Below are 17,501 nucleotides of genomic sequence, written 5' to 3'. Positions count from 1 at the left end.
GCAGCTCCTACAGGTGTATGCGCTCGGCGTAGGAGCTGCCGCAGGCTGCGATCTTTTCGGGTACACACAAAACAACAAACTCTCTCTCACACGAGGTCCCATGCCCAACCGCCCCACTCTTGATGCAACAACCGCCCGTTGGGTCCCCTGGGTGGTGGCGATTGCGTTCTTCATGCAGTCCCTCGACGGGACCATCCTCAACACCGCCCTCCCCGCCATGGCCCGCGACCTGGCCGAAGACCCGCTGCGCATGCAGGGTGTGATCATCGCCTACATGCTTACGGTCGCCTTGCTGATCCCGGCGTCGGGCTGGATCGCCGACCGCTTCGGCACCAAGAAAATCTTCTTTGGCGCGATCCTGTTGTTCAGCCTCGGCTCCTTGCTCTGCGCGCTCTCCAGCACCTTGAGCCTGCTGGTCGGTGCCCGGGTGATTCAGGGGCTGGGCGGCGCGTTGATGCTACCGGTCGGGCGACTGGTGGTACTGCGCGCGTATCCGCGCTCGGAACTGGTACGGATCATGGGCTTCATCACCATTCCCGGCCTGCTCGGACCGTTGATCGGCCCGACCATGGGCGGCTGGATGGTGCAATACCTGACCTGGCACTGGATCTTCCTGATCAACCTGCCGGTCGGGCTGGTCGGCTGCTACGCGGTCTGGAAGTTCATCCCGGATCTGCGCGGCTCTGAGCGCACGCGCTTCGATGGCTTGGGTTTCCTGCTGTTCGGCGCGGCGATGGTGCTGATCACCATTGCCATGGAAGGCCTGGGCGAGTTGCACCTGCCACATTTGCGGGTGATGTTGCTGCTGTTTGGCGGTATGGCGTGCCTGGCGGCATATTGGCTGCGGGCCGGGCACATTGAGAATCCGCTGTTCGCACCAGCACTGTTCAAGACCCGGACCTTTGCCGTGGGGATTCTCGGCAACCTGTTCGCCCGGCTCGGCAGCGGCGCCCTGCCGTTTCTGGTGCCGTTGCTGCTACAGATCGCCTTGGGCTACTCGCCGTCCCAGGCCGGGATGAGCATGTTGCCACTGGCGGCAGCGGCAATGTTTGCCAAGTCGATCGCGCGACCGCTGATCGAGCGCCTGGGTTATCGCATCGTGCTTACCGGCAACACCCTGGCGCTGGGGATCATGCTGGCGAGCATGGGCCTGGTCAGCGAGCAGACGCCTTATTGGTTGCTGCTGGTGCAGCTGGCGATACTCGGGGCAATCAACTCCTTGCAGTTCACGGCGATGAACACCGTGACCCTGATCGACCTCGACGACGCCAGCGCCAGCAGCGGCAACAGCCTGCTGTCAGTGGTCGCGCAGTTGTCGCTGAGTCTCGGCGTTGCCTGCGCCGGCGCCCTGCTGGGCGGCTTCACGGCAGAGGTCGGCAATGATGGCGTGGACACGGTGTTGGGCGCGTTCCAGCTGACCTTTGTGACCGTCGGCATCATGGCAATGCTCGCCGCGACGATCTTCTCGCAACTGTCGAGAGAAGACGGACGGCGCGTCAAGCGTCCGGAATCGCACATCGAGCCTTAGGGCGAATGGCCACAGGGCTGGTACACTGCGCGACATTTTGTTTTGCAGGCCAGTCCCGTGACCACCATCGCCACCGCTTTTAATACTTTGCCGCTGTCCGCCGCCATGCTGGCTAACCTCGACTCCCTCGGTTATGCCCAGATGACGCCGATCCAGGCGCAAAGCTTGCCGGTGATCCTCAAGGGGATGGACCTGATCGCCCAGGCCAAGACCGGCAGCGGCAAAACCGCCGCCTTCGGTATCGGCCTGCTGAACCCGATCAATCCGCGCTTCTTCGGCTGCCAGGCGCTGGTTATCTGCCCGACCCGTGAGCTGGCTGACCAGGTCGCCAAGGAAATCCGTCGTCTGGCCCGTGCCGAAGACAACATCAAGGTGCTGACCCTGTGTGGCGGCGTGTCGTTCGGCCCGCAGATCGGCTCGCTGGAACACGGCGCGCACATCATCGTCGGCACGCCGGGGCGCATCCAGCAACACCTGCGCAAGGGCTCGCTGGTTCTCCATGGCCTGAACACCCTGATCCTCGACGAAGCCGATCGCATGCTCGACATGGGTTTCTACGACTCCATCGAAGAAATCATCGCCCAGTCCCCGGAGCGTCGCCAGACCCTGCTGTTCTCCGCCACGTATCCGGTGGGCATCAAGCAGTTGGCGTCGAAGTTCATGCGCAACCCGCAGCAAGTGAAGGCCGAGGCGTTCCACGACGACACGCAGATCGAGCAGCGTTTCTTCGAGATTTCGCCGGAAGAGCGTATGGACGCCGTGGTCAAGGTCCTCGCGCATTTCCGCCCGCAATCCACGGTGGCTTTCTGCTTCACCAAGCAGCAAGTGCAGGAAACCGTCGACCACCTGACCGCCAAAGGCATCTCGGCCGTTGGCCTGCACGGTGACCTGGAACAGCGCGATCGCGACCAGGTCCTGGCGATGTTCGCCAACCGCAGTACCTCGGTACTGGTCGCCACCGACGTCGCCGCCCGTGGTCTGGACATCGATGCGCTGGACATGGTGGTCAACGTCGAACTGGCCCGCGACTCGGAAATCCACATTCACCGCGTTGGCCGTACCGGTCGCGCCGGTGAAAAAGGCATCGCCATCAGCCTGGTAGCGCCGTCCGAAGCCCATCGCGCCCAAGCCATCGAGCAGTTACAGAAGTCGCCGCTGAGCTGGGATCAACTGGACAACCTGACCTCCCAGGGCGGCGCCCCACTGCTGCCGGCCATGAGCACCCTGTGCATCGGCGCTGGCCGTAAAGATAAGGTTCGCCCGGGCGACATCCTTGGCGCACTGACCGGCGATGCCGGTGTTCCAGGCGCCCAGGTCGGCAAGATCGCGATCTTCGACTATCAGGCCTATGTCGCCGTGGAACGCGGGATCGCCAAGCAAGCGGTGCAGCGCTTGAGCGACGGCAAGATCAAAGGCCGCTCGCTGCGCGTACGCATTTTGTAAGAACACCGCATATCCAACGTAGGAGCTGCCGCAGGCTGCGATCCTTTGATCTTGCTTGTTTGCGGCAGTTAAATCGCCGGAAGATCAAAAGATCGCAGCCTGCGGCAGCTCCTACGGGCAGTTTATTTTGAGGACACCGTTTTGCGTTCTACCGAAGTCGTGATCATTGGCGCTGGCGCCGCTGGGTTGATGTGTGCACTGACCGCCGCCGGGCGCGGGCGCAAGGTGATGTTGCTCGACCACGCAAACAAGGCCGGCAAGAAAATCCTCATGTCCGGCGGTGGCCGCTGCAATTTCACCAACATGTACACCGAACCAGGCAATTTCCTCTCGCAAAACGCCCACTTCTGCAAATCCGCGCTGGCGCGCTACACCCAGTGGGATTTCATCGGGATGGTGGCCAAGCACGGCGTGCCGTACCACGAGAAAAAGCTCGGCCAGCTGTTTTGCGATAACAAATCCAGCGACATCCTCGGCATGCTCCTCGACGAGTGCGATCAGGTCGGCGTCAGCCTGCACCTGGATACCTCGATCCAGCAGATCGAGAAACTCGAAAGCGGTTACCTGCTGGAAACCACGTTGGGCCAGTTGACCTGCGAATCGCTGGTGATTGCCACGGGCGGCCTGTCGATTCCAACCCTGGGCGCCACCGGATTTGGTTATCAGGTGGCCAAGCAGTTCGGCCATCAGTTGCTGCCTACCCGCGCCGGCCTGGTGCCGTTCACCATCACCGACCAGCTCAAAGAGCTGTGCACCGAGCTGTCCGGCACATCGGTGGATTGCCTGGTGAGCTGCAACGATCAGAGCTTTCGCGAGAACATCCTGTTCACCCACCGCGGCCTCAGCGGTCCGGCGATTTTGCAGATCTCGTCATTCTGGCAATCCGGTGACGCGGTCGAAATCAATCTGATGCCCGACCACGACGTGCCGAGCTGGCTGCAACAGCAGCAAGTCGAGCGCCCGAACAGCGAACTGAAAACCCTGCTCGGCGAGATCTTCACCAAGAAGATGGCCAACCTGCTGGCCGACAGCTGGTTCGTCTCCAAGCCGATGAAGCAGTACACCCACGCTGAGCTGGCCGATATCGCCGCAAAACTGGCGAGCTGGACACTGGTCCCGGCCGGCACCGAAGGCTATCGCACCGCCGAAGTCACGCTCGGTGGCGTCGACACCCATGAAGTCTCGTCCAAAACCATGGAATCACTGAAAAGCCCCGGCCTGTACTTCATCGGTGAAGTACTGGATGTCACCGGACATCTGGGCGGTTTCAACTTCCAATGGGCCTGGGCTTCCGGCTACGCGGCGGCGCAGTACGTCTGACACAGAGTCCCTCTAGCGTAGGAGCTGCCGCAGGCTGCGATCTTTTGATCTTCCGGCGATTTAACCGCCGCTAAAACCAAGATCAAAAGATCGCAGCCTGCGGCAGCTCCTACGGGGTGTGCTTCAACACCGTAATGTGGTGTCCCCACGCGCCGCGATCCAAGGAAGGAACACTTTTTGCTGTCAGATGTGATCGGCGCCATTGCGTCGTCGTCATTACTGGCTCAATTTAGCTGCATTGCCCCGGAAGGCCTCCGCACTTCATGCCATCGACCTCGTTTCGTCAGTCTCTACGTCGCCTTTGGGCGCTGGATAAGTTCAGCTACAGCGTGCGGGTGTTCATCGCCCTGACCGGCACCATGGTGCTGTGTTGGTACCAGAATGAAATGGGCCTGCTGATCCCGCTGTTCCTGGGGATTATCGCCAGCGCCCTGGCCGAAACCGACGACAGTTGGCAGGGCCGTCTCAATGCGCTGGCCGTGACGCTGGTGTGCTTCAGCGTTGCCGCATTCTCGGTCGAGCTGCTTTTCCCCTACCCGTACATCTTCGTGTTCGCCCTGGCACTGGCCAGTTTCGGCCTGACCATGCTCGGCGCCCTGGGTGAACGCTATGGCGCGATTGCCTCGGCGACGCTGATTCTGTCCGTGTACACGATGATTGGTGTGGATCAGCGCGGCGGCGCGGTTACCGATTTCTGGCACGAACCGGTGTTGCTGGTGGCTGGCGCAGCCTGGTACGGCTTGCTCTCGGTGCTGTGGCAGGCGCTGTTCTCCAACCAACCGGTGCAGCAGAGCCTGGCGCGGTTATTCCGCGAGCTGGGGTTTTACCTGAAGCTCAAATCGTCGCTGTTCGAGCCGATCCGCCAGATGGACGTCGAGGCCCGACGGCTGGAACTGGCGCAGCAGAATGGCCGGGTGGTCGCTGCGCTCAACGCCGCCAAGGAAATCATCCTGCACCGGGTCGGCAACGGTCGGCCGGGGTCGAAAGTCAGTCGTTACCTGAAACTGTACTTCCTTGCCCAGGACATCCACGAACGCGCCAGTTCTTCGCACTATCCGTACAACGCCCTGGCTGAAGCCTTCTTCCACAGCGACGTGTTGTTCCGCTGCCAACGCTTGTTGCGCCAGCAAGGCAAAGCCTGTCGGGCGCTGGCCGAGTCGATCCAGATGCGTCAGCCGTTCGTCTACGACGCCAGCTTCGCCGAGGCCCTGAGCGACCTGCACGCCTCCCTCGAACACCTGCGCATCCAGAGCAACCCGGCCTGGCGCGGTTTGCTGCGCTCGTTGCGCGCGCTGGCGGCCAACCTCGGCACGCTTGACCGCTTGCTCAGCGACGCGAGCAACCCCGACAGCCTGGCCGACGCTACCGATAGCAGCCTGCTCGACCGTTCTCCGCGCAACCTCAAGGACGTCTGGACACGCCTGCGTACGCAGCTGACACCGACCTCGTTGCTGTTTCGGCATGCCCTGCGCCTGCCCCTGGCGCTGACCGTCGGCTACGGCATGGTGCATTTGATTCACCCGTCGCAAGGCTACTGGATCATCCTCACCACACTGTTTGTCTGCCAACCGAACTATGGCGCCACACGGCGCAAACTCGGTCAGCGGATCCTCGGCACGGCGATTGGTCTTACCATGGCCTGGGCGTTGTTCGATCTGTTCCCCAACCCGCTGGTGCAATCGTGTTTCGCGATTGCCGCCGGGGTGGTGTTCTTTATCAACCGCACCACCCGCTACACCCTGGCGACAGCGGCGATCACCTTGATGATCCTGTTCTGCTTCAACCAGGTCGGCGATGGCTACGGGCTGTTCCTGCCAAGGTTGCTCGATACCCTGCTGGGCGGCCTGATTGCGGGGCTGGCGGTGTTTCTGTTCCTGCCGGACTGGCAAGGCCGCAGCCTGAACAAGGTGCTGGCCAACACCCTGACCTGCAACAGCATTTACCTGCGACAAATCATGCAGCAATACGCCGCCGGTAAACGTGATGACCTGGCCTATCGGCTGGCTCGACGTAATGCACATAACGCCGATGCGGCGCTGTCGACCACCCTGGCCAACATGCTCATGGAGCCGGGGCATTTCCGTAAGGAAGCCGATGTGGGTTTCCGCTTCCTGGTGCTTTCCCACACGTTGCTCAGCTACCTCTCGGGCCTCGGCGCACACCGCGAAACCCAGCTACCCGCCGATGTTCGTGCACAGTTGATCGACGGTGCCGGCGTCAGCCTGGCGGCCAGCATCGACGAAATCGCCCAAGGGCTGGCGAGCAAACTGTCGATTGCGATTCAGAGTGACGAAGAAGAAACCCTGGCCGCCGCGCTGGAACAAATGCCCGACGAGATCGACGAAGGTCAGCGTCTGGTGCAGACCCAACTGGCGTTGATCTGCCGGCAATTGGGACCGTTGCGCACGCTGGCGGCGCATTTGATCAAGGATACGAGCGAGGATTGAGATCTTCAGTGCCTGCCAGGCCCTCTTCGCGAGCAAGCTCGCTCCCACAGGGGATCTTCGTCGTGTCGCAGATCAGTGTGGGAGCGAGCTTGCTCCGGGCGGCGATCCGACGATGAGGTCATCCGCCACACCACGCAACCCGGATTCTCACATTCCATGCTGCTTGAGCAGTTGCTCATAGCTGCCATCAGCCTTCATCGCTGCAATCTCGCGGTCGAATCCGGCGACAATCTTTTCATGGTCGGGATTCTTCAGGCTGACCAGAATATGCAGACTATTTTCGCTCAGAGGATTGGGCAGGAACTCCACGGCATTGCGCACCTTGGATGACTCGTGCGCCAGGTAATAGCGGGCGACAAACTCATCTTCCAGGGTCAGCTTCACGCGGTCAGCAGCGAGCATGCGCACCGCCATGGCGAAGTTGTGGACCTGCACCTTCTGCAAGGCGGCGTCGCCGTCAAACTCGGGTGAATAGGCGTAGCCACGCACCACGGCAATCGGATAGGTGTGCAGTTCCTGCAAGTTGTTGTATTCGATCGGCGTATCTTTACGCTTGATGAAACGTATCCGGTTGAGCAGATACTCGCTGGAAAACTGCCCGATGTGGGTGCGTTCTTCGTTGAACCAGGCACTGACCAGCACGTCATAACGCCCTTCGCCCACACCCAATAAGGCTCTGGCCCAAGGCACCTGTACGAAATCACTGGTATAACCCGCCCGCGCCAGCGCGGTACTGACAATGTCAGTCGCCACCCCGCCATTGACCAGCGTGGCATCGGTAAACGGTGGCCAGGAATCGGCTACCAAGCGCAGTTTTTCTGCTGTAGCGCTCTGAGTCAACAACAGCAATCCAATCAAAACAACGGCTCGATGCAAACGCGGCATGCTAAAAAATCCTTAGCGGGCGGACTGCCCAGCGTGTTTTTAGCCAAAACTCGAAGGCCGGCGTGCCGAATCACGGCCACAACCCCAGGCCCTAACAGTAGCTCATTGAAGCCACAACAAACCGCTACAAAGCAGATTACACAAAGAAGACAACGCCGCGAGAAATGAATGATGGCATTTTGGCCTTCGTCACACATTTTCTGCCGCAAGACATCCAGCGGCAGGACGCTTAGTATCGAAGCGACGTTGTTCAAGGAGTGTGAAGATGACAATTGATTGGGTCTGCAAACACCACAGCGATCTGGGTAAAGAGCAGCTGTACACCATTTTGCAGTTGCGTGCAGAGGTGTTCGTTGTTGAGCAGAAATGTGTTTATCAGGATATCGATGGTCAGGATCTGGACGGCGATACTTGCCATTTGATGGCCTGGGACGGGGACCGGTTGGTGGCTTACCTGAGATTGCTCGACCCGATTTCACAGGGCGGTGACGTGGTGATCGGCCGGGTGGTTACTGCGCCAGAAGCTCGCGGCAAAGGCCTGGGCCACGAGTTGCTGAGTCAGGCTTTGATACAGGCCGAAAAATATTGGCCTGAAGTGCCGATCTATCTGTCGGCCCAGGCGCATTTGCAGGGGTATTACGGGCGGTACGGATTTGTCGTGGTGGGTGAGGAATATCTGGAGGATGACATTCCGCATATCGGGATGCGCCGTTCTTGAGGGCCCTATCGCGAGCAAGCTCGCTCCCACAGGGGATCTTCGTCGTGTCGCAGATCAGTGTGGGAGCGAGCTTGCTCCGGGCGGCGATCCGACGAAGGCGTCAGCGGCAAAAACGCAAAAGTTCAGGGATACTCCAGCACCGCTTTGATCTGCGACAAATGCTGCTCGATCCAGCGCGGATCAATCGCCCCCCAGCTCAGAATCCGATAGCGCCCGGCATGGTTTCGGGCTCCATCCTGTTGCTCGAACTCACACACAATATCCAGATCCGCCAACGCGGCGATGGTGTCCTGGGCCGTGCGCCGTGGCATGCCGGTCACGTCGGTGAGTGCCGGGATGTTGCTGGCCTGACCACTATCGATCAGATAGGCCACATACAGGCGGCGGTAGAAACTGCTCTTGGTCTTGCTGACGTCCATTCCCACACTCCCGGTGTCCGATGTTTACTGCATATCCCGCCACGTCAGGTACACCCGCAAGTCGAATTCCAGCTGGTGATAACCCGGCAGCATATGCTCGCACAGCTTGTAGAAAGCCTTGTTGTGGTCCGACTCTTTGAAGTGCGCGAGCTCATGCACCACGATCATTTTCAGGAACTGCGGCGCGGCGTCCTTGAACAACGACGCGATGCGAATTTCTTTCTTGGCCTTGAGCTTGCCGCCCTGCACCCGCGAGATCGCTGTGTGCAGGCCGAGGGCACGGTGGGTCAGGTCGAGGCGGTTGTCGAACAGCACTTTGTCGATGGCCGGCGCATTGCGCAGGTATTCCTGTTTCAACTCCAACGCGTAGCTATAAAGCGCCTTGTCACTCTGCACTGCGTGCTTGTCCGGGTAACGTTGGCTCAGGTAGTCGCCCAGCCGATCCTGATCGATCAACTGGCGCACTTGCTCTTGCAAGGCAGCGGGATAAGCCTGGAGGTACTTGAGCGCAGTCATGGGCCAACAACAGAGTGACGAAAGGCCGCCAGTGTAGCGAATTCAGGCCGTCAGCGCGCTCCAGTCAAACGGCTGCGCAAAGCCACCGGCATCCTCGGCCATCAGCGGCCGGGCCACCAGGAAGCCTTGCACATACTGGCAACCGTTAGCCTCAAGCCATTGATACTGCGCAACGGTCTCCACGCCTTCGGCGATCACCAACATCCCGAATTGCTTGCACAACTCGATGACACTGCGAGTCAGCGCCGCATCCCGTGGAGAATCGAGTATCCGGGCAATCAGGTGGCGGTCGAGCTTGAGCGTGTCCAGTTCCAGATCGCGCAGATGGGCCAACGAGCACGGCCCCGAGCCGAAGTCATCAAGCGCTACCCGTACGCCAAGGTTACGCAGCAGACGCAGCTGTTTGCGCGACTCATCAACATTTTGTATCAAGGCCTCTTCGGTGATTTCGACTTCCAGCTGATAGGGCTGCAAGTCGTGGCGCTCCAGCACCTGACGCAACTCGGTGACCAGGTTGGTCATACCGAACTGGGTGCTGCTCAAACTCACACCCAGCACCAGGTCCTCGGCAAACAGGTTTTCCCAGGTCTTTCGCTGCTCGGCACTGTGATGGTAAATCCAGCTGCCGAGACGACTGATCAGCCGCGCCTCTTCCAGCAACGGTAAAAACAACCCCGGCGGGACATCACCGACACTCGGATGCTGCCAGCGCAGCAAGGCTTCAAACCCGCGTATGCGACCGTCGGCAATCGCCACCTGGGGTTGATACACCAGGTTGAAATCCTTGTTTTCGATGGCCGTGCGCACGCTTTCTTCGAGCATCAGCCGCGAGCGCGCGCGACCATTCATTTCATGATCGTAAAAGCGATACTGCTGACGCCCTGCGCGCTTGGCCTCGTACATCGCGATGTCGGACGCGCGCATCAAGCCGTCGAGGTTGGAGCCGCAATCGGGGTAAGTCGCGATACCGATGCTCGCTCCCAGCGCCACATCCAGTCCTTCAACCTGCTGACAGATCGATATCCGCTCGATCAGCTTTTCGGCAATCTTCGCCGCTTGTTCGGGGAACTCCAGATCAAGCAACGCGGTGAACTCATCGCCGCCCATGCGCGCCAGAATGTCAAACGGCCGCAGGCAGGCCTTCAACTGCTCGGACACCCAACGCAGTACCCGGTCACCGGCATCGTGGCCCAAGGAATCGTTGACCCGCTTGAACCCATCGAGGTCCAGGTACAACAAGACCCACGTGCTGTCGGAACGCTCGCCACGCAACAGCAGGTTTTCGACAGTCTGGTAGAAGCCACGACGATTGAGCAACCCGGTCAGAGGGTCCGTGACCGCCTGGAACTCCAGCTGCTGATGCAGATGGCGCACCACCGACATGTCGAGAACAGTCACCACCATGGCCTTCTGTTCAGACGGCAATGGCGCGCAGGACAGCGCCACCGGCACTTGCTGACCGGGTGCGGTGCGCAGGAGTGCGTCGTGCACGCGCCAGGTTTCACCCCGTTGATAGCCGGCATAAATGTCCGAATCGGCCCACACCGGCACGTGCGGTTTTTGCAGGAAGTCCACAAACTCCGCACCCTGCAACTCAGTCACTGTCGCATTGAGCAGGCGGGACATGGCCGGGTTGGCGAAGCGGATCAGACCGTCCTCGCCCACCACCAGAATCCCTTCGGCGGCGTTATCCAGCACCGAGGCATTGAAGGCGCGCGCGGCTTCCAGTTCATGACTCAACTGCTGCAAGGCCCGGCGATTGCGCTGATGTTCAAGCAGAGCCTGGACTTTGGGTTTGAGGATGTGTGGGTCAACCGGTTTGAACAGGTAATCCACCGCGCCACAGGCATAGCCCTTGATCACAGCATCCTGGGACTGTTCGTTGGCGGTAAGGAAAATGATCGGAGTCAAACGAGTGCGCTGGCTACCGCGCATCAAACGCGCCACTTCAAAACCGTCCATCCCTGGCATCTGCACATCCAGCAGCACCAGGTCGATTTCATGTTCGAGTAACAGACTCAAGGCTTCAAAGCCGGAAGCCGCGGTCATCACCTGCCAGTCCTGGCGCTGTAACAACGCACGCATGCTGATCAGGTTTTCAGGGTAATCATCCACGATTAAAAGAACTGAGCTGCATTCACCTGGCTTCGGTTGCGCGCATTCCATGCTGCTTCTCTTGTTGTGACGTCAGGCCGGTACCGTCGAAAAAAACCGGACAAATAATGCGACTTCACTCTAGACCGGATCTGCAAAAGCAGTAGGTGTCATCGCGCCATCACCGAGCCAAAGCTCCAGACTCCGACTAACGGTCAACTCTAGAGGCACCGAAGAGCGGAAAGGCGGCCATTCGACAGAGAGTTGACGCCAGTTATCCGCCAGACGGACGTTAACAAAGAACCCTTCTACGATTATAAAGACCGCCCTCTAGCGCGCGGGCTAGAGCTTCTGACACGCGCGTGCCGCTAGATTTCGTGGAAGCTTTGACTATGATCGATCTCGCAACCGGGAACCTCAGTGTTCCTGTCGGCAACCCGCCGTACACCGTTGACACTTCAAAACTGGTGAACGGTTTCAAGGATCAACACTTCCATTCCGACACCGACAACTTGCTGCACGCGACCCTGGCGGTGAACCAGGTGCCGAGTCCGGGCAAGATCGTCATCGGCCAGATCCACGCCTACAACAGCCAAAAGCCGCCGGTGAAAGTCGAGTACCCGTACAAAACCAGTACCTCGACCGGCAACATCGTCGCCAAGGTTCGTATGCACCTTTCTGACTGACACCGACGAAAAAACACCTCCTGCACTTGAGAAGTCTTTACAAATAAGAAATATTTATTACACTTCATTACAGGGAAATTTCTTGTCATGGCGAATATAATAGTGAGCCTATAAGTATTTTTTCAATCTAAATACCCGCACTGCCTCAGGGGAACTGAGTTCCATGAACACTCGAGTCATCCGCAAGAAAGCAGTCTCGGCAATCACCATTCTCGGTATTGCAGCCATTATTTATTGCTTTCCCGTCGCCACCCTCTGGTTTCTGATTCTACTGGTTGCATGCGGAGCGTATGACTTTCTGCGCAATGGGATATTCGATAAAAACATCATCAAGAAGTACTTCCTAGGCGGCGGCCGAAACACTTGGTTATTGGCGCCCTTGAACTCTTTTTTCGATTTACTGTGCAAGCCAAATCGCTACACTTATAAGTTGAACGATCTCCCTGATGCTTATCAGCGCGACATCAACTACGTAATCGATAGCGCCATGGCTCACAAGGAAGAGATCATTCAGTTCCTCGACGCGCGCATGGCTCAGAAGAAAAGAGGCATGTTGTTCTTCCAGTGGTATGGCCGCAAGATCGACACTGAACTCGACATTCCAGCCCTTCAGAAAAAACTACCTTACATCAAAACAGTCGGCGTATCGGTCTTTAATGAAAACCAGTCAACCTCCTTTCACTTCGGGCCGCTACGCCTGATGTATCGGGTGCTATACAACATCATGCCAGCCGCTCACCATGACGGTGTCTATATCCAGGTCAGAAACCAAAAACACTATTGGCACGACGACCCGCTGTTCATTTTTGATGACACACTGCTGCATGCATCATTCAACAAAAACGACGCCAAACGTTACTGCCTGTTCATCGATATCATGCGCCCCTCTTATGCTCCTTTTATTCTAAACGGGATCATTTCTGCATTTTCGGGAGCCGCTTTTACACTACGCCGGTTCTTTTACAAGAACTGGAAGCTTATTCAGTAAAAGCGATAAACAGGGAAGATCTGCGCCCCATTACTTTCCCTCAATAAAAAACCCGCCTCTCGGCGGGTTTTTTATTAATGCTATTAAACGTTCAGGCCTTAGTTAACCTTGGCGTTCAACTCACCTTTCAGATAACGCTGGAACATCGCTTCCAACGAGATCGGTTTGATCTTCGAAGCATTGCCCGCCGTACCGAACGCTTCATAACGAGCGATACACACATCACGCATCGCCGTCACGGTGGCGCCGAAGAATTTACGTGGGTCGAATTCGCTCGGATTGGTGGCCATCAGGCGACGCATTGCACCGGTGGAGGCCAGACGCAGGTCAGTGTCGATGTTGACCTTGCGCACGCCGTGCTTGATGCCTTCGACGATTTCTTCAACCGGTACGCCGTAGGTTTCTTTGATGTCGCCGCCGTACTGGTTGATGATCGCCAGCCACTCTTGCGGAACCGAAGAAGAACCGTGCATCACCAGGTGGGTGTTCGGGATGCGTTTGTGGATTTCTTTGATGCGGTCGATGGCCAGCACGTCGCCGGTCGGTGGCTTGGTGAACTTGTAGGCGCCGTGGCTGGTGCCGATGGCGATGGCCAGGGCGTCGACCTGAGTGCGTTTGACGAAGTCAGCGGCTTCTTCCGGGTCGGTGAGCATTTGGCTGTGATCGAGCACGCCTTCTGCGCCGATACCGTCTTCTTCACCGGCCATGCCGGTTTCCAGCGAACCCAGGCAACCCAGCTCGCCTTCTACCGATACGCCGCAGGCGTGAGCCATGGCCACGGTTTGTTGGGTAACGCGCACGTTGTAGTCGTAGTCGGTCGGGGTCTTGCCGTCTTCGCCCAGGGAGCCGTCCATCATTACCGAGCTGAAGCCCAGTTGGATGGAACGCTGGCAGACGTCAGGGCTGGTGCCGTGGTCCTGGTGCATGCACACCGGGATGTGCGGGAATTCTTCGATTGCAGCCAGGATCAGGTGACGCAGGAATGGCGCGCCAGCGTATTTGCGGGCGCCGGCCGAAGCCTGGACGATCACCGGGGAGTCAGTCTTGTCAGCGGCTTCCATGATGGCGCGCATCTGCTCAAGGTTGTTGACGTTGAAGGCTGGAACGCCGTAGCCGAACTCGGCTGCGTGGTCCAGCATCTGGCGCATGCTGATAAGTGCCATTGTGTGTGTCTCTCCCGGTTGAGGGTCGTTAATCGTGCAAGCCTGCCGTAGCGGCGGCTGCTATTCAAGTTATTGCAGATCGGGGGTCAGGCCGGGCTGCGAATTCGGTGTTGCCAAAATCTCGTGCACTGACACAGAACCACTGTGGGGGCGAGCTTGCTCGCGATGAGGGCCTGGCCGCCAACAGTGCAGTGACTGTCAGACCGCTATCGCGAGCAAGCCCGCTCCCACATTTGGTTCTGCTTCCACAATGGATCTGTGGTGTATCAATTTCGTGTGCTTACTGCGCTTTACAGCCGCGGCCGATCAAATCGTTGGTGGCGACCCAGTACACCAGGCCTTCCTCACCTTTTACGTGAAACGCCAGCTGGTCGTCGCTGTACAGCGAACCTGAACCCGCAGGCTCAAGCTTCAAGCGATGAACCTGATCGTCCCTAAGCCGCACATCCACGGTGTTGTGCGTGGTGTCGGTGTAGCGCCAGTGCACGGGTGCCTGGCTGTCGCAAACCCAGTTCGTCCAGTTATCGGACCCGGCGGGCGAGGCGAACGGGTTCATAGTGGCGCAACCGGCAAGCACTGCCAGTGACGCCACGGCTATCAAGCCTTTCATCAACGTTCCTCGGCTGGCGGCGCACGCCACCAGCACTGGGAGTTAGTAAGTCAGACCGGTCAAGGGCAACCATGTTCCTTGGCCGGGGTCCGTGTCTCGTATTTATCCAGGCCATCCGGCCCGGAACGCTTGTTGAGCACCGGGTTGGTTTCCGCTTGCCAGTCGGCCTGGTAACAGCCCTTGTCTGGCGCGCCGGCTTGCGGTTCCGGCGCGGCTTTCGGGGTACTCCCGCAGCCGGCCAGTACACCCGCCGCGATCAACGTCGCTAACGTCTTGACCATGTCAACACTCCTTTGCCTGGCCAATGGATGGCCCTTAGGCCTTTGCCCGGCTTTCCAGGACTTCAACGGCCGGCAGCACTTTGCCTTCGACGAATTCGAGGAACGCGCCACCGCCGGTAGAAATGTAGGAGATTTGCCCGGCAACGCCATATTTATCGATGGCTGCCAGGGTGTCGCCGCCGCCCGCGATGGAGAACGCCGAGCTGTCGGCGATGGCCTGAGCCAGGACTTTGGTGCCGTTACCGAACTGGTCGAATTCGAACACGCCGACCGGGCCGTTCCACAGAATGGTTTTCGACGACTTCAGCAGCTCAGCGAAGTGCGCTGCGGTCTGTGGGCCGATGTCCAGAATCATGTCGTCTGCTGCCACGTCAGCGATCAGCTTGACGGTCGCGGTAGCGCTTTCAGCGAATTCCTTGGCAACCACCACGTCGACCGGCAATGGCACGCTGACTTTGGCAGCGATGGCGCGGGCGGTGTCCAGCAGGTCTGGCTCGTACAGCGACTTGCCGACCGGGTGACCGGCAGCGGCCAGGAAGGTGTTGGCGATGCCGCCACCGACGATCAACTGGTCGCAGATCTGGCTCAGGCTGTTCAGCACGTCGAGTTTGGTCGAGACCTTGGAGCCGGCGACGATGGCCGCCATTGGCTGGGCCGGAGCGCCCAGGGCTTTGCCCAGTGCGTCCAGCTCGGCAGCCAGCAACGGGCCAGCGGCGGCGACTTTGGCAAACTTGGCCACGCCGTGGGTCGAACCCTCGGCACGGTGAGCGGTGCCGAAGGCGTCCATCACGAACACGTCGCACAGGGCAGCGTATTGCTGGGCCAGTTCGTCAGCGTTCTTTTTCTCGCCCTTGTTGAAGCGCACGTTCTCGAACAGCACGATGTCGCCCGCCTTGACGTCAACGCCGCCCAGGTAGTCGGACACCAGCGGCACTTCGCGGCCCAGGGCCTTGCTTAGGTAGTCGGCAACTGGCTTGAGGCTGTTCTCGGCCGAGAACTCGCCTTCGGTCGGACGGCCCAGGTGCGAGCAGACCATCACGGCCGCGCCTTTTTCCAGGGCCAGCTTGATGGTCGGCAGCGAGGCCAGGATTCGCGCATCGCTGGTGACAACACCGTCCTTGACTGGGACGTTGAGGTCTTCGCGGATCAATACGCGCTTACCTTGCAGATCGAGGTCGGTCATCTTCAACACGGTCATGGGTCGCATTTCCTGGGTTACTGATTTTGAGAGGCAGAGAGCTTAATAGCTGTTTGCAGATAGTGTTCTGCAACATCCAGCATTCGGTTGGCAAAACCCCATTCGTTGTCGAACCAGGCCAGCACGTTCACCAGCCTTGGGCCGGAAACGCGGGTCTGACTGGCATCGACGATCGCCGAATGTGGGTCATGGTTGAAATCACAACTGGCGTGAGGCAATTCGGTGTAAGCCAACAGCCCCTTGAGCGGGCCGCTGGTGGCGGCCTCGCGCAGGATCCGGTTGACCTCGCTGGCGTCAGTGTCGGTCACGGTTTGCATCGTGATGTCGAGGCAAGACACGTTGACCGTCGGCACGCGTACGGCTTTGGCCTGAATTCGCCCGGCAAGTTCCGGCAGCAGGCGTTCTATGCCGCGCGCCAGGCCGGTGGACACCGGGATCACCGACTGGAACGCCGAACGGGTGCGGCGCAGGTCTTCGTGGTGGTAGGCATCGATCACCGGCTGATCGTTCATCGCCGAGTGAATCGTGGTGATCGATACGTAATCCAGACCAAAGGCCTGATCCAGCAGACGCAACAGCGGCACACCGCAGTTGGTGGTGCAGGACGCGTTGGACACCAGCCGTTCATCGCCGGTCAGGCAATCCTGATTAACGCCGTAGACGATGGTGGCGTCGACATCCGCTTCGCTGGCCATCGGCTGGGAAAACAGCACACGCGGCGCGCCGGCGTCGAGGAAACGCTGGCCGTCTGCGCGGGTGTGGTAAGCGCCGGAGCACTCCAGCACCAGATCGACGTCCAGCGACGCCCAATCGATGCCTTCGGGGGTGGCACTGCGCAGGACCTTCACGCAGTTGCCCTTAATATGCAGACAATCGCCGTCGACCTTCACCTCACCGGGAAAACGCCCGTGGGTGGAGTCGAAGCGTGTCAGGTATTCGATGCTGGCCATGTCGGCCAAATCGTTGATCGCGACAATTTCAAACCCGGCCGCCGCCCCTCGCTCGAACAAAGCACGCAAGACGCAACGACCAATCCGGCCGTAGCCGTTGAGTGCAACTTTGTAAGGACGCGGTTGAGGCATGGGGTTCTCGATAATGCGCAGCCAGACGGAATCTTGTTAACAACACAATCCCCCGTAGGAGCTGCCGCAGGCTGCGATCTTTTGATCTTAATAACCGAAGATCAAAAGATCGCAGCCTGCGGC

The 17,501-nt window shown here is 59.2% G+C and carries 15 protein-coding genes and 1 pseudogene; 7 read left to right on the top strand and 9 right to left on the bottom strand.

The window, feature by feature from the left end; genetic code table 11:
- Window positions 1–100: 100 nt before the first annotated feature.
- From mdtD to yccS, 4 genes are all read left to right on the top strand, one after another.
- Entirely contained in the window at window positions 101–1,528 is a 1,428-nt protein-coding gene (gene mdtD / locus AC1RPZ_RS18190) for a multidrug transporter subunit MdtD (RefSeq protein ID WP_493138348.1), read from the top strand.
- 105 nt (window positions 1,529–1,633) lie between these two features.
- Window positions 1,634–2,971, top strand: coding sequence for an ATP-dependent RNA helicase DbpA (gene dbpA / locus AC1RPZ_RS18185; protein ID WP_493138463.1), 1,338 nt, complete (start codon window positions 1,634–1,636; stop codon window positions 2,969–2,971).
- Between the two features lie 141 nt (window positions 2,972–3,112).
- The gene (locus tag AC1RPZ_RS18180; protein WP_493138347.1) at window positions 3,113–4,291 is read left to right on the top strand and encodes a BaiN/RdsA family NAD(P)/FAD-dependent oxidoreductase; all 1,179 of its coding nucleotides are present in this window, start codon (window positions 3,113–3,115) and stop codon (window positions 4,289–4,291) included.
- Window positions 4,292–4,554: 263 nt separating this feature from the next.
- Complete coding sequence (yccS, locus tag AC1RPZ_RS18175) at window positions 4,555–6,738, top strand: YccS family putative transporter (RefSeq protein WP_493138346.1); 2,184 nt, start codon at window positions 4,555–4,557, stop codon at window positions 6,736–6,738.
- 147 nt (window positions 6,739–6,885) lie between these two features.
- Here the strand turns inward: yccS and AC1RPZ_RS18170 are convergent, their stop codons facing one another.
- On the bottom strand, window positions 6,886–7,623 hold the full coding sequence (locus AC1RPZ_RS18170) for a substrate-binding periplasmic protein (protein ID WP_493138345.1): 738 nt from the start codon (window positions 7,621–7,623) through the stop codon (window positions 6,886–6,888).
- A gap of 265 nt (window positions 7,624–7,888) precedes the next feature.
- Between AC1RPZ_RS18170 and AC1RPZ_RS18165 the strand changes: the two genes are divergently transcribed.
- Complete coding sequence (locus tag AC1RPZ_RS18165; RefSeq protein WP_493138344.1) at window positions 7,889–8,341, top strand: GNAT family N-acetyltransferase; 453 nt, start codon at window positions 7,889–7,891, stop codon at window positions 8,339–8,341.
- A gap of 122 nt (window positions 8,342–8,463) precedes the next feature.
- On the opposite strand, the gene AC1RPZ_RS18160 is transcribed toward AC1RPZ_RS18165, so the two are convergent.
- The 3 genes from AC1RPZ_RS18160 to AC1RPZ_RS18150 are packed head-to-tail and all read right to left on the bottom strand — an operon-like array spanning window position 8,464 to window position 11,442.
- A complete protein-coding gene (locus AC1RPZ_RS18160; protein WP_493138343.1) occupies window positions 8,464–8,760 on the bottom strand; it encodes a winged helix-turn-helix domain-containing protein in 297 nt (98 codons plus the stop codon).
- A 24-nt stretch (window positions 8,761–8,784) separates the two neighbouring features.
- Window positions 8,785–9,276, bottom strand: coding sequence for a M48 metallopeptidase family protein (locus AC1RPZ_RS18155; RefSeq protein ID WP_493138342.1), 492 nt, complete (start codon window positions 9,274–9,276; stop codon window positions 8,785–8,787).
- A gap of 42 nt (window positions 9,277–9,318) precedes the next feature.
- Window positions 9,319–11,442, bottom strand: coding sequence for a putative bifunctional diguanylate cyclase/phosphodiesterase (locus tag AC1RPZ_RS18150; RefSeq protein ID WP_493138341.1), 2,124 nt, complete (start codon window positions 11,440–11,442; stop codon window positions 9,319–9,321).
- Between the two features lie 320 nt (window positions 11,443–11,762).
- Between AC1RPZ_RS18150 and AC1RPZ_RS18145 the strand changes: the two are divergent.
- Window positions 11,763–12,053, top strand: a pseudogene (locus tag AC1RPZ_RS18145) (polysaccharide lyase family 7 protein); the annotation flags it as partial.
- A 166-nt stretch (window positions 12,054–12,219) separates the two neighbouring features.
- Window positions 12,220–13,044 (top strand): aspartyl/asparaginyl beta-hydroxylase domain-containing protein, encoded by an 825-nt coding sequence (locus AC1RPZ_RS18140; protein ID WP_493138340.1) that lies wholly within the window; start codon window positions 12,220–12,222, stop codon window positions 13,042–13,044.
- Between the two features lie 98 nt (window positions 13,045–13,142).
- On the opposite strand, the gene fba is transcribed toward AC1RPZ_RS18140, so the two are convergent.
- The 5 genes from fba to epd all read right to left on the bottom strand — a co-directional run bounded on the left by fba (window position 13,143) and on the right by epd (window position 17,378).
- Window positions 13,143–14,207: a class II fructose-bisphosphate aldolase gene (gene fba, locus AC1RPZ_RS18135; RefSeq protein WP_019694035.1), complete on the bottom strand. Its 1,065-nt coding sequence runs from the start codon at window positions 14,205–14,207 to the stop codon at window positions 13,143–13,145.
- A gap of 280 nt (window positions 14,208–14,487) precedes the next feature.
- Window positions 14,488–14,817 (bottom strand): MliC family protein, encoded by a 330-nt coding sequence (locus tag AC1RPZ_RS18130; RefSeq protein ID WP_493138339.1) that lies wholly within the window; start codon window positions 14,815–14,817, stop codon window positions 14,488–14,490.
- A gap of 59 nt (window positions 14,818–14,876) precedes the next feature.
- On the bottom strand, window positions 14,877–15,098 hold the full coding sequence (locus tag AC1RPZ_RS18125) for a hypothetical protein (RefSeq protein WP_493138338.1): 222 nt from the start codon (window positions 15,096–15,098) through the stop codon (window positions 14,877–14,879).
- 34 nt (window positions 15,099–15,132) lie between these two features.
- Window positions 15,133–16,296, bottom strand: a complete 1,164-nt coding sequence (locus AC1RPZ_RS18120; protein WP_493138337.1) for a phosphoglycerate kinase — start codon at window positions 16,294–16,296, stop codon at window positions 15,133–15,135.
- 17 nt (window positions 16,297–16,313) lie between these two features.
- Window positions 16,314–17,378, bottom strand: coding sequence for an erythrose-4-phosphate dehydrogenase (gene epd / locus AC1RPZ_RS18115; RefSeq protein WP_493138336.1), 1,065 nt, complete (start codon window positions 17,376–17,378; stop codon window positions 16,314–16,316).
- Window positions 17,379–17,501: the final 123 nt, after the last annotated feature.

It is taken from the genome of Pseudomonas sp. GW822-FHT02D10 (assembly GCF_058802345.1).
Note: the sequence above shows the minus strand (reverse complement) of the source record. Positions and strands in the feature narration are given on the sequence as shown.

Bases quoted from the DNA above. Each gene is read 5' to 3' on its own strand.
- mdtD (WP_493138348.1), top strand. From the start codon at position 101: ATGCCCAACCGCCCCACTCTTGATGCAACAACCGCCCGTTGGGTCCCC.
- dbpA (WP_493138463.1), top strand. From the start codon at position 1,634: ATGCTGGCTAACCTCGACTCCCTCGGTTATGCCCAGATGACGCCGATC.
- yccS (WP_493138346.1), top strand. From the start codon at position 4,555: ATGCCATCGACCTCGTTTCGTCAGTCTCTACGTCGCCTTTGGGCGCTG.
- AC1RPZ_RS18170 (WP_493138345.1), bottom strand. From the start codon at position 7,623: ATGCCGCGTTTGCATCGAGCCGTTGTTTTGATTGGATTGCTGTTGTTG.
- AC1RPZ_RS18165 (WP_493138344.1), top strand. From the start codon at position 7,889: ATGACAATTGATTGGGTCTGCAAACACCACAGCGATCTGGGTAAAGAG.
- AC1RPZ_RS18160 (WP_493138343.1), bottom strand. From the start codon at position 8,760: ATGGACGTCAGCAAGACCAAGAGCAGTTTCTACCGCCGCCTGTATGTG.
- AC1RPZ_RS18155 (WP_493138342.1), bottom strand. From the start codon at position 9,276: ATGACTGCGCTCAAGTACCTCCAGGCTTATCCCGCTGCCTTGCAAGAG.
- AC1RPZ_RS18150 (WP_493138341.1), bottom strand. From the start codon at position 11,442: ATGGAATGCGCGCAACCGAAGCCAGGTGAATGCAGCTCAGTTCTTTTA.
- AC1RPZ_RS18140 (WP_493138340.1), top strand. From the start codon at position 12,220: ATGAACACTCGAGTCATCCGCAAGAAAGCAGTCTCGGCAATCACCATT.
- fba (WP_019694035.1), bottom strand. From the start codon at position 14,207: ATGGCACTTATCAGCATGCGCCAGATGCTGGACCACGCAGCCGAGTTC.
- AC1RPZ_RS18130 (WP_493138339.1), bottom strand. From the start codon at position 14,817: ATGAAAGGCTTGATAGCCGTGGCGTCACTGGCAGTGCTTGCCGGTTGC.
- AC1RPZ_RS18125 (WP_493138338.1), bottom strand. From the start codon at position 15,098: ATGGTCAAGACGTTAGCGACGTTGATCGCGGCGGGTGTACTGGCCGGC.
- AC1RPZ_RS18120 (WP_493138337.1), bottom strand. From the start codon at position 16,296: ATGACCGTGTTGAAGATGACCGACCTCGATCTGCAAGGTAAGCGCGTA.
- epd (WP_493138336.1), bottom strand. From the start codon at position 17,378: ATGCCTCAACCGCGTCCTTACAAAGTTGCACTCAACGGCTACGGCCGG.